The following is an 11135-nucleotide window of genomic DNA, read 5'->3' on the forward strand; positions in this document are numbered from 1 at the left end:
CACGGGAGAGGGAGATGCTGCCGTATGCCTGCTCCGATCGGTTCCCTCTCCCGCTTGCGGGAGAGGGTTAGGGTGAGGGAAAACCCTTAAATCATCCCCCACACCAGCCACGTCAGCGCGAAACCGCTCAGCCCCATCACCGTAGTCAACACCGTCCACGTCTTCAGGCCATCAGCTACCGACAGGCCCAAATAGCGCGTCACCACCCAGAACCCCGCATCATTCACGTGCGACAACCCTAAGCCGCCGAAACAGGCCGCCAGCGTTACCAGCACGCGCTGCATATCCGTTACATCGCCCACCGCCTGGCTTAGCAAACCGCTGGTGGTTAAAATGGCGACCGTTGCCGATCCCTGCGACGCACGTAGCGCAAGTGATAAAATAAACGCAGCTGGCACCAGCGGCAGATGCAAGGTTTCCAGCGTCAGCGCCAGCGCTTTGCCCACACCCGACTCCACCAGAACCTTACCAAAGGCACCGCCCGCACCCGCCACCAGAATCACGCTGGCAGAGCTGGGAATCGCACGTCCGGTGAGGTCTTCTAACTTCTCTTTGCTCCAGCCGCGACGCACGCCAAGCAGCCACGCCGCCAGTCCCAGCGCAATCAGCAGTGCAATCGCCGGCGTACCAATCACCGTCATCACCGAGCGCAGCTTGCTGCCTTCTGCTAACGTGGTATGTGCTACCGTGCCCATGACGATTAACAGAATCGGCACGACAATCAGGCCGGTAATGGTTAGCGCACCCGGCGGTGGCGCGTCATTTTTCGGCTTGCCTTCCGGCTTCGCCAGCTGCAATTGCTCCAGCACATCGACGGAAAGGTGATATTGACGCAGGTTCATCGCTTTTGCGACGTAGTAACCGACGATACCGACCGGAATCGAGATCAGGATTCCGAGCATCATCAGCCAGCCCATGTCGGTATGCAAAATCCCTGCAGCCGCTGCCGCGCCCGGATGCGTTGGCAGCGCTACGTGCACCGTCAGCATCACGCCCGCCATTGGCAAGCCAAACTTCAGCGGTGATACGCGTGCCACTTTGGTGAAGCCATAAATCAACGGAATCACGATGATGAAGCCAACTTCGAAGAACACCGGAATACCGAGGATAAACGCCGCCATGGTCAGCGCCGCCACGGTACGCTTGATGCCCAGAGATTTACTGAAGCGTTGCGCCAGCGACTCCGCACCGCCCGAGGCCTCAATCACTGCGCCGAGCATCGCCCCCAGCACGATGATAATGGTGATATGCCCCAGCAAGTTACCCATCCCGCTAAAGATGGTTTCCATGATTTTGTCGGCGGGAATGCCGGTAGCAATTGCCACCAGCAGGCTGACAATCAGCAACGCCACAAAGGGGTGAACTTTGGTTTTAATCACCAGCAACAGCAAAATCACGATGCTGGCGGTAGCGATAGCTAACAACAACGCGGTTGACATGATAATCCTCTATTTTATAAGTATTTTTAGGGTACAGCTTTCTCTGGTATTGGCAGATTCAGATATGACTTATCCAACACAGCGGATAGGCCGCTGCGTTGGCGATAAACAAGAATTTATTTGGCGTAAGGCGCGAACCAGTCAAGGCCCGCTTCGGTGCGGCCACGCGGGATATATTCACATCCCACCCAACCGTCGTAACCCACTTCATCCAGCAGGTTAAACAGATAGGAATAGTTGATTTCGCCTTCATCCGGTTCGTGACGGTGCGGCGCAGAAGCAATCTGGATATGGCGATAACGATCGGCGTATTCGCGAATCAGATGGGTCAGATTGCCGTCCACCAGCTGCGCATGGAACAGATCGAGCTGGGTAAAGACGTTGGGCCGATCGATACGCGCCATCATTGCCAACGTCTGATACTGGCTGGCGTAGAGATAATTCGGCTTAATAACCGGGTTGAGCGCTTCCAGCAGCAGGCGAATGCCGTGCGGCGCAAAGCGTTCGGCGGCATAGTGCATGTTACGTACGAAAGTCTCTTCATACGCAGCGCGATCGGCACCGTTTGGCACCGTTGCCGCCATTACATGCACCTGCGGCACATTAAGGGCTATCGCATATTCCAGCGCCCGATCGATATCGGCACGCGCTTCCTGTTCACGGCCCGGAATAGCAGAAACGCCCCACTCGCCCGCCTGCACGTTGCCTGCAGCGGTGTTGAACAGCACCAGTTCCAGCTGATGTTTTTCCAGCTCGGCTTTAATCACCTCGGCAGGAAAGTCATACGGGAACAGGAATTCCACTGCGCGAAAACCGGCGTTAGCGGCGGCGGCAAAGCGCTCGATAAACGGTAGCTCACCGAACTGGGTAGATAAATTGGCTGCAAACTTAGGCATTAGAAATTCCTCAATTCCGCGACTTCGCTATCGGTCAGATAACGAATCGAGCGGTCGCCGAGCGTAAACATCAGGCGCGCGGTCTCTTCCAGTTCTTCAGTGTTATTGGCGGCTTCGCGCAGGGATTTGCCCACCACCACCGGACCGTGATTGGCCAGCAGGAAGGCGTTGTAACGCGAGGCCAGATTGGCCAGATCGTCGGCCAGGCGCTGATCGCCCGGCTTGTAATAGGGCACCACTGGCACATCACCGACGCGCATCACCACGTACGGCGTGAACGGACGAATACAGTTTTCAGTGTCGAGATCGTTCAGGCAGGAGAGCGCCGTCAAATAGTGACTGTGCAGATGCACCACCGCTTTGCACTCGGGATTATTCAGGTACAGTGCGCGGTGAAATTCCACTTCTTTCGATGGCTTGTCGCCGGAGATCCATTCGCCCTGAATTGTCACTTTCGACAGACGATCGGCCTGCAATTCGCCGAGGCAGGAGCCGGTTGGCGTCGCCAGCAAGTTGCCATCTTCCAGCAGCAGCGACAGGTTGCCTGCCGAACCGGTGGCGTATCCGCGCTGAAAGAAGGACGCCCCGAGCTGCACCATTTCTTCGCGTGCTTGTTGTTCCGTCATGCTGAAAACTCCTGTTGTGCGCGGGCAAAGAACTGTTCATCGCCAAAGTTGCCGGATTTCAGCGCCAGCGACAGCGGCTGATGGATATCGCGCACCCACGGCACGCCCGGCGAAATCATTGGGCCAATGTGGAATGCGGTGACGCCAAGGCTTTGTGCCACCACGCCCGAGGTTTCACCACCGGCGACGATAAAGCGCTGCCAGCCACGGCTTTTCAGCTCCCGCGTTACCGCAGCAAACAGCTGCTCAACCGCTTCACTGCTGCGCGCCGCGCCGTATTGCTGCTGAATCGCCTGCAGCTGCTGCGCATCGGCGGTAGCAAACAGCAAGGGCGCCAGATCGGGCTGATGATGCGCTTCCACCCAATCACAAAGTTCCTGCGCATAGCTTTCAACGTTATCGAGGCAGCGCTCCACCAACACTTCGTGCGATGGCGCTAGCTGGCGATACGCCTGCACCTGACGATTGGTCATCTGCGAGCAGGAGCCCGAGATCACTACCGCGCGCTCGCCTTGTGGACGTCCGGCTTGTTCAGCGTCGCTATTCTGCTGCTGCGTTGCCCAGGCGCGGGCGATACCGATCGCCAGGCCTGAACCGCCGGTCACCAGACGCATTTCTTTCAGCGCTTCGCCCTGCGTCAGCAGATGCTGCTCGTGCAGGGCGTCCAGCACCACATAGTTGATGCCCTGCGCCTTCAAGGTATCCAGCTGGGCACGCACCGCATCGGCACCCTGATCCAGCTGAGTCGCGTTGATCACCGCCGCCTTGCCCTTAGCCTGACGTGTCATTAAACGCACCAGATTGCTGTCGGTCATTGGCGTTACCGGATGGTGGCGCATGCCCGATTCGGACAGCAGCTGATCGGCGACAAACAGATAACCCTGATACACCGTGCGACCGTTAACCGGCAGCGATGGCGAGATCACCGTTTGCGTTTCGCCTAACGCCGCCAGCAACGCATCAGTAACCGGACCGATATTGCCCAGCTCGGTGCTGTCGAAGGTGGAGCAATATTTGAAGTAAAAACGATCGCAGCCCTGCTGTTGCAGCCACTTCAGCGCCGCCAGCGACTGATCGATCGCCTGCTGCGCCGGGCAAGAGCGCGACTTCAGGCTGATCACTATCGCCTGCGCGCTCAGCTCGTCATGACTTTCCGGCACCCCGTTGAACTGAATGGTCGGCAGACCGTTTTGCACCAGGAAGCTGGCGATGTCGGTCGCTCCGGTAAAATCGTCTGCAATGACGCCTAAACGCATGATTACTTCTCCTTCGCCTGCGGCAGCGTGATGCCGCTGAAGATCTTGATCACCGCGCTATCATCTTCACGACCGTGACCGGCGTTGCTGGCTTCGGTAAACATGTTGAGCGCAGTGGAGGCCAGCGGCAGTGGGAAGTGCAGCGACTTGGCGGTGTCCGCCACCAGATTGAGATCTTTAACGAAGATATCGACTGCTGATTTCGGCGAATAATCGCCATCCACCACGTGACGCATGCGGTTCTCAAACATCCACGAGTTACCGGCGGCGTTGGTGACCACGTCATACATGGTATCGAGTGGAATACCGGCGCGGGCGGCCAGCGCCATCGCTTCAGCGCCCACGGCAATGTGCACGCCCGCCAGCAGCTGGTGAATGATTTTGACGGTTGAGCCGAGACCGATTTCGCTGCCCACGCGATAGACTTTCGCCGCCACCGCATCCAGCACCGGCTTCAGCAGGGCAAAAGCTTCGTCGCTGCCGGAGGCCATCACGGTCATCTCGCCAACCGCTGCTTTAGCTGCGCCGCCGGAAACCGGGGCATCCAGCATCAGCAACTGATGCTGCGCCAGCTGTTGTTCAATCGCCTGCGCATCCTGTGAAGAGATGGTAGAAGAGACCATTACCACGGTGCCGGGCTTGAGCTGCGCCGCCACGCCGTTTTCACCAAACATAATCGCTTTAACCTGCGCGGCGTTGACCACCAGCAACAGCACCGCATCGAGTTCGGCGGCAAAGCGGGCAGCGGAGGTTTGCGCATCACGCGCACCGGCCTGACGCAGGGTTTCCAGCGCCTGCGGATTGAGATCAACACCCCAGGTATTTAATCCTGCACGGATGCAAGACTGCGCTGCACCCATGCCCATGGAACCTAAACCAATCACGCCGATGTTATTCACGGTTGCTGACACAGCAAACCTCCATTGTTAATTTAAGTGATAATTTGTTCATTGGTGTTAAGTCTGCCGCAGTCAGTGGCGAATAAACGTGCGTGATATCACAAAAATTAACTTCACTGCGCAACGTTTAACATGGATTCACAGCTAAAGGTAAGTGTGGCACAGCCCTTTAACACGGGATTTCTGCTTACATATCGGGAAGATAAATTGTGCTGCGAGCTGTGAATCGATGATCTACAATGTGAAAAAATGATAATTCAGGGAGAGCAATGTGATTCCGGTTGAACGTCATCAACAAATTTTAGCGCTGGTAGGCGAACGCGGCGTGGTCAGCATTGCCGAGCTGACTGAGCGGTTGGGTGTGTCGCACATGACGATTCGTCGCGATGTGCAGAAGCTGGAAGAGCAAGGTGCAGTATTGTCTGTTTCGGGCGGCGTGCGCTCGGCGGATCGCCTGGCGGCGGAGCCGTCGCATCTGGCGAAAACCAATATGTACAGCGGCGAGAAGATGGCGATTGGTCAGTATGCCGCGCGTCATATTCCGCGCAATAGCTGCATCTATCTCGATGCTGGCACTACCACTTTAGCGCTGGCGCGCGAGCTGGTGGAGCGTGACGACTTGCTGGTGGTGACCAATGATTTCGTGATTGCGCGCCTGCTGATGGAGAGCAGCGGCTGCAAACTGATTCACACCGGCGGCACGGTGTGTCGTGAGAACCGTTCCAGCGTCGGTGAAGCCGCTGCACGTAGTTTGCGCCAGCTAGCGATCGATATCGCATTTATCTCCGCGTCCTGCTGGGGCCCGCGCGGGCTTTATACGCCGGATGAGGATAAAGTGCCGGTCAAGCAGGCGGCGAGCGATGTCAGTAGTAAGCGCGTATTGCTAAGCGACAGCTCGAAGTACAACAAGATTGCGACGCATCTGGCATTGCAGCTGGAGCGCTTTGATACGTTGATCACGGATGCGGAGTTGAGTAAAGCGGGACGCGAGGCGTTGAGTGCGGGGAGTTGGGAGTTGGTGTTGGCGGGGTAAGTTCTCTGCGCTTTGATGCCCTCACCCCGGCCCTCTCCCACGGGGAGAGGGAGACGCAGCCACATGTGAAATACGCACTGGTAAAATCACTCGGGCGGTCCCCTCTCCCGCTGGCGGGAGAGGGTTAGGGTGAGGGAAACTAAATCACACTTCTTCGCTGAACTGCGGAACCGGGTTGCGGAAGGTGCGGGTCACAAACGCGAGGTAAATAATACCAATCGCTGCCCACACCAGGCCGAGCACCATTGAGGTCTCTTCCAGATTAATCCACAACGCACCGACTGTCAGGGCACCCATCACCGGCAGCACCAGATAGTTGAGGTGATCTTTCAGCGTCTTGTTACGCTTCTCACGGATCCAGAACTGCGCAATCACCGACAGGTTCACAAAGGTGAATGCGACCAGCGCACCGAAGTTAATCAGCGCAGTTGCGGTGACCAGGTCGAAGTTGATTGCCAGCAGCGCCACACCGCCTACCAGCAGCACGTTCAGTGACGGCGTGCGGTAAGTCGGGTGAATGAAGCCAAAGAAACGCTGTGGGAATACGCCATCACGGCCCATCACGTACATCAGACGCGAAACGCCTGCGTGCGCCGCCATACCGGATGCCAGCACCGTCACCACCGAGAAGATCAGAATGCCAATCTGCAGCGCTTTACCCGCCACGAACAGCATGATCTCTGGCTGTGAAGAGTCCGGATTGGTGAAGCGTGAAATGTCCGGGAAGTACAGCTGCAGGAAGTATGAGACACCGATAAAGATCACACCACCAATCAGCGCGGTGAGGAAAATCGCGCGCGGGATAGTGCGTTCAGCATCTTTGGTCTCTTCTGACAGCGAACTGATACCGTCAAAGCCGAGGAACGAGAAGCAAAGAATGGTCGCACCGGTAATCATCGGTACCACATGTGCGTTCTCAGACCAGAACGGTTTGCTGCTGGTCAAGGTTCCTGCGCCAACACCGTGTGCCACACCGTAAATCACCATGCCGGTGATCACTACCATCACCACCACTTGCAGCACCACGATCACGCTGTTGAAGTTGGCAACGGTTTTGATTCCACGCAGGTTAGAGATGGTCATAAAGGCCACCAGCAGCACCACGAAAATCCACGACGGAATGCCCGGCACCAACGTCTCAAAGTAGCTTTTCGCCAGCAGGATGTTGATCATCGGCATGAACAAGTAGTCCAGCAGTGATGACCAGCCCACCATAAAGCCGACGTGCGGACTGATTGCCTTCTGAGCATAGGTGTAAGCGGAGCCCGCAGATGGGAAGCGGCGTACCAGCTTGCCGTAGCTCACGGCAGTAAACAGAATCGCGATCAGGGCGAAAGCATAAGCGGTGGCGACGTGGCCGTCGGTCAATCCAGACACGATACCGAAGGTATCAAACAGGGTCATTGGCTGCATATACGCCAGGCCCATCATGACAACCGGGATCAAGGTCAGGGATTTTTTCAGGTGTGCACGCTGAGGTGCGGCAGAGGTGTTAAGCGACATTGTTCAGGCCCCCGCAGACGACAACCGCGATCGGTTGGGCTACAGGGCTACTGCGCAATTTGCTGCAGTGAGAAGTGATATAAGAGTTTGCGATTGTCGCGGCGCCGTAGTCATCACGGAAGCGAGAACCAGCCTGCGCTGGTGCAATGTTAAACAGTCCCATCTTTGTTTTCCTCAAATCTCACGCACAAGCGTGTTTGTCAGTATCTATCTATCCGGATGCGTGTCCGGCCTCGTTTGAAAGTCAGTGAGTACATCATGCAAAAAAATAACCGACGGGATAAGCGTCGGTTATGTTTCTCATTTTGCAGGGCGCGTATTTTGCCCCAACTTATGCCATCGGCACAAGACGTTAGATCAAATCTTCCTGCGTCAGGCGTTCTTCAGCATCCAGTCGATTTCTGTTGAGGTGATCAAGCGCTCAAACTGCATCAATTCATACTGTTTGCAGCTGTGCCACACGCCGCTGAAACGCTCGCCCAACAGCTTCTGCAGCGGGTAGCTATTCTCGAATTCATACAGCGCATCGCTCTGCCGAATCGGTAATGCCAGCCCTTCTGCTTCATGTCCATTGCCCTGCACCGGATGCGGTAAGGGTAGCTGATTATCCAGACCGTGCAAAATACCGGCAAGAATAGTTGACACCACCAGATAGGGATTTGCATCCGCGCCAGCCACGCGATACTCAATGCGATGGTTATCCGCATCGCCACAAGGCACGCGCAACGCGACCGTGCGGTTGTTATGTCCCCACGACGCCTGCAGCGGTACATAGGCTTCCGGCAGGAAGCGGCGATAGGCGTTCACATTCGGCGCCAACAACGCCATTGAGGCCGGCATCAGATCGATCATGCCCGCCAGCGCACGTTTCATCAGCGGCGAATCGCTACCGTCATCCAGTGCGAAGGCGTTGTAATCGGCGGCATCCAGCATGCTGATGTGCACATGCATGCCGCTGCCCGCGTACTCTTCGTAAGGTTTAGCCATGAATGTGGCGGTCATGCCGTGATTTTCCGCCACCTGACGCACCAGCCGTTTCAGCTGAATGGCGTGGTCGCAGGCTTTCAGCACGTCGCGTGTGTGATGCAGGTTGATTTCGAACTGACCGGGCGAGGCTTCCGCTAGTGCGCCATCGGCGGGAATGCCTTGCAGCTTGGCCAGATGGTCGATGTCCCGCAGTACGTCAGCAAAGTGATCGAGATTATCCACCGAATACACCTGGCTCTGCATATTGCGTTCGTCACTGCCCGGGGAACACGGCGGCTGAATGAAGCCCTCCGCATCACGCTTTTTATCCACCAGATAGAACTCCAGCTCTACCGCTACCACCGGGAACAATCCTCGATTGCGCAGCTGTTGCCACAGCCGATTGAGGACATTACGGGGTTCAACGTCAAAGGGAGTGCCATCTTGGTTACACATGGTCAGCAACAGCTGGGCGATGTGCGTGGGATCGGCGGCAGAAGGAATTAAGGTTCCGGGAACCGGCATGCAGAGGTGGTCGGGTTCGCCCAGTGACTGACCAAGTCCGGCGTCTTCGACGGTGTTACCGAGAATATCCATCGCGAAAACGGAGGCCGGGAAGTAACACCCTTTTTCCAGTTTTGCCAATGCGGAGATGGGAATGCGTTTACCGCGAAATACCCCATTTAAATCATTAAGAAGAATATCGACATACTGCGTTTCAGGATGGCGTTCCAGCCAGGTTTTGACCTCCAGCTGGAACGCGCTTGTTCGTTTCTCTTCACTGTGTCGTGTGAAGTCTTCTACTTCTACGAGGTTCGTCATGATCCCACCCGCCCTTTACCGTTTAATATTGGTGCGCGTAATGCTCAAAATAACAGCCACTCCTCTAACATAGCTCTAACGCAAAAAGTGTGCAAATGTAACAAATCTGTTTGAAGAACACTCAACTGGTTGCTAGATTGACAAAATATTGCACACTTTACAGGCCAGCCGCGCATTTCCGGCGAAAATATTGAACAGCAACGCGGAGACGTTATGGGCATTATTTTTGACAAGCCCTTGATTGGCGTAGTGATGTGCCAGAACTTTATCGGCAGCCATCCGGGGCAAACGGTTCACAACAAATATCTCGACGCTATCGTGTTCGCCGGTGGCGTGCCGCTGCCATTGCCGCATCAACTGATGCAGGCGCCTCATCTATTAGAAAACAGTATGACCGTGCTGGATGGCATTTTGCTAACCGGCAGCCCCAGTAACATCGAACCCTGGCATTACGGCGAAGACGGTAAAGAAGCGCATGCCGATCCGGCGCGCGATCGCCTCGCCTTCGGGCTTATCACACATGCGATCGGTAAAAAGATGCCGATGTTCGGCATCTGTCGTGGCCTGCAGGAGCTGGTGGTGGCCAACGGCGGTGCGCTGCATCGCCAGCTGCATATGACGAATCTATTCAAGGAACACCGCGAAAACGATGCGCTGTCGCTGGATGAGCAATATGCGCCGGTGCATGACGTGCTGCCAGAAGTGGATGGCGTGCTGAGCCAACTGCTGGGCAGCGCCGAACCCTTTGCGGTCAATTCGCTGCACGGACAAGGCATTCGCGAAACCGGCCCGCTGCTGCGCGTGGAAGCGCGCGCACCCGACGGACTGATTGAAGCCGTTAGCTTGCCAAAGCACCCTTTCGCCCTTGCGGTGCAATGGCATCCGGAGTGGCATTCCGACCGCGATCCGATCTCACGCCGTTTGTTTACGGCCTTTATCCACGCCGCTGTCTGTTATCACAAGGAAAAACAGCCATGAATGATGCCACTCTGGCACCCGGACGTCGCTTATCGCAGATCCGGCAGGAGTTGGGATTGTCTCAGCGTCGCGTCGCTGAGTTATCAGGTTTAACGCACAGCGCCATTAGCACTATCGAACAGGACAAAGTCAGCCCGGCCGTTAGCACCTTACAGAAGCTGTTGAAAGTTTACGGGTTATCCCTCTCAGAGTTTTTCTCCGAACCAAAAATCAATGCCACGCCGCGCGTGATTGTGCGCCCGGAAGAGTGCGTGGAGATTGGCAGCCTTGGCGTATCGCTGATGCTAATCGATAACGGTGCCGCGCGACGCGCGCTGGCGATGCTGCTGGAGCGTTATGAACCCGGCGCCAGCACCGGCGAGAAGTTACGCCATCCCGGCGAGGAAACCGGCACGGTGCTGGAAGGTGAAATCACGCTGGTGGTTAACGGCCAGAGTTACCATCTTTATCGCGGTGAAAGCTATGTGATTGATACCGGCTTACCGCACAGTTTTACCAATACCTCAGATCAGCCGTGTCGCATTGTGAGCGCGCATACGCCCGCCAATTTCTAAGGTTTCGCGCTTAAGGAGGATGTCATGCAACATGTGGGAAGTTATTACGCCGCGACCGCCAACGCGCATGAGCCGTGGCCGGAGCTGCAAGAGTCGGTGCAGTGCGATGTATGCATCATTGGCGGCGGCTTTACCGGGCTCTCGTCCGCGCTGTTTCTCACCG

Annotated in this window: 10 protein-coding genes and 1 pseudogene; 4 read left to right on the forward strand and 7 right to left on the reverse strand. The window is 56.3% G+C overall.

Going from position 1 to position 11135, the window contains the following annotated elements; translation table 11 throughout:
* Nucleotides 1-86: 86 nt before the first annotated feature.
* The 5 genes from RTM06_RS04360 to ltnD form a co-directional block, all read right to left on the reverse strand.
* Nucleotides 87-1439, reverse strand: coding sequence for a GntP family transporter (locus RTM06_RS04360; RefSeq protein WP_312180190.1), 1353 nt, complete (start codon nucleotides 1437-1439; stop codon nucleotides 87-89).
* Between the two features lie 116 nt (nucleotides 1440-1555).
* Nucleotides 1556-2335: a 2-oxo-tetronate isomerase gene (otnI, locus tag RTM06_RS04365; RefSeq protein ID WP_312180192.1), complete on the reverse strand. Its 780-nt coding sequence runs from the start codon at nucleotides 2333-2335 to the stop codon at nucleotides 1556-1558.
* Nucleotides 2335-2961 carry an aldolase gene (locus tag RTM06_RS04370; protein WP_256696822.1) on the reverse strand — a complete coding sequence of 209 codons (627 nt, stop codon included), beginning with the start codon at nucleotides 2959-2961 and terminating at the stop codon, nucleotides 2335-2337. The genes otnI and RTM06_RS04370 overlap by 1 nt, the downstream gene beginning before the upstream one ends.
* Complete coding sequence (otnK, locus tag RTM06_RS04375; protein ID WP_312180196.1) at nucleotides 2958-4217, reverse strand: 3-oxo-tetronate kinase; 1260 nt, start codon at nucleotides 4215-4217, stop codon at nucleotides 2958-2960. Before otnK ends, RTM06_RS04370 begins: the two co-directional genes overlap by 4 nt.
* Nucleotides 4218-4219: 2 nt before the next feature.
* Entirely contained in the window at nucleotides 4220-5083 is an 864-nt protein-coding gene (gene ltnD / locus RTM06_RS04380; RefSeq protein WP_409455787.1) for an L-threonate dehydrogenase, read from the reverse strand.
* A 304-nt stretch (nucleotides 5084-5387) separates the two neighbouring features.
* Between ltnD and ygbI the strand changes: the two genes are divergently transcribed.
* Nucleotides 5388-6149: a DNA-binding transcriptional repressor YgbI gene (gene ygbI / locus RTM06_RS04385; protein ID WP_312180200.1), complete on the forward strand. Its 762-nt coding sequence runs from the start codon at nucleotides 5388-5390 to the stop codon at nucleotides 6147-6149.
* Between the two features lie 144 nt (nucleotides 6150-6293).
* Here ygbI and RTM06_RS04390 read toward each other — a convergent pair whose 3' ends face one another.
* Both RTM06_RS04390 and RTM06_RS04395 read right to left on the reverse strand, forming a co-directional pair.
* The gene (locus RTM06_RS04390) at nucleotides 6294-7652 is read right to left on the reverse strand and encodes an APC family permease (RefSeq protein ID WP_256696823.1); all 1359 of its coding nucleotides are present in this window, start codon (nucleotides 7650-7652) and stop codon (nucleotides 6294-6296) included.
* A gap of 372 nt (nucleotides 7653-8024) precedes the next feature.
* On the reverse strand, nucleotides 8025-9440 hold the full coding sequence (locus tag RTM06_RS04395; RefSeq protein ID WP_409455786.1) for a glutamine synthetase family protein: 1416 nt from the start codon (nucleotides 9438-9440) through the stop codon (nucleotides 8025-8027).
* A gap of 213 nt (nucleotides 9441-9653) precedes the next feature.
* Here RTM06_RS04395 and puuD point away from each other — a divergent pair, with 213 nt between their 5' ends.
* The 3 genes and pseudogenes from puuD to RTM06_RS04410 form a co-directional block, all read left to right on the forward strand.
* A complete protein-coding gene (gene puuD / locus RTM06_RS04400; protein WP_312180203.1) occupies nucleotides 9654-10418 on the forward strand; it encodes a gamma-glutamyl-gamma-aminobutyrate hydrolase in 765 nt (254 codons plus the stop codon).
* Complete coding sequence (gene puuR, locus RTM06_RS04405) at nucleotides 10415-10972, forward strand: HTH-type transcriptional regulator PuuR (protein WP_008104818.1); 558 nt, start codon at nucleotides 10415-10417, stop codon at nucleotides 10970-10972. The genes puuD and puuR overlap by 4 nt, the downstream gene beginning before the upstream one ends.
* A 24-nt stretch (nucleotides 10973-10996) precedes the next feature.
* Nucleotides 10997-11135 (forward strand): annotated as a pseudogene (locus RTM06_RS04410) (FAD-binding oxidoreductase); the annotation flags it as partial.

The sequence above is a fragment of the Pantoea sp. CTOTU46764 genome (genome assembly GCF_031974595.1).
GTDB lineage: Bacteria > Pseudomonadota > Gammaproteobacteria > Enterobacterales > Enterobacteriaceae > Pantoea > Pantoea trifolii.

Excerpts from the sequence above, each read along its gene's own strand:
- otnI (WP_312180192.1), bottom strand. The coding sequence starts at position 2,335 with ATGCCTAAGTTTGCAGCCAATTTATCTACCCAGTTCGGTGAGCTACCG.
- puuD (WP_312180203.1), top strand. The coding sequence starts at position 9,654 with ATGGGCATTATTTTTGACAAGCCCTTGATTGGCGTAGTGATGTGCCAG.
- RTM06_RS04390 (WP_256696823.1), bottom strand. The coding sequence starts at position 7,652 with ATGTCGCTTAACACCTCTGCCGCACCTCAGCGTGCACACCTGAAAAAA.
- ltnD (WP_409455787.1), bottom strand. The coding sequence starts at position 5,083 with ATGGGCATGGGTGCAGCGCAGTCTTGCATCCGTGCAGGATTAAATACC.
- puuR (WP_008104818.1), top strand. The coding sequence starts at position 10,415 with ATGAATGATGCCACTCTGGCACCCGGACGTCGCTTATCGCAGATCCGG.
- RTM06_RS04360 (WP_312180190.1), bottom strand. The coding sequence starts at position 1,439 with ATGTCAACCGCGTTGTTGTTAGCTATCGCTACCGCCAGCATCGTGATT.
- otnK (WP_312180196.1), bottom strand. The coding sequence starts at position 4,217 with ATGCGTTTAGGCGTCATTGCAGACGATTTTACCGGAGCGACCGACATC.
- RTM06_RS04395 (WP_409455786.1), bottom strand. The coding sequence starts at position 9,440 with ATGACGAACCTCGTAGAAGTAGAAGACTTCACACGACACAGTGAAGAG.
- RTM06_RS04370 (WP_256696822.1), bottom strand. The coding sequence starts at position 2,961 with ATGACGGAACAACAAGCACGCGAAGAAATGGTGCAGCTCGGGGCGTCC.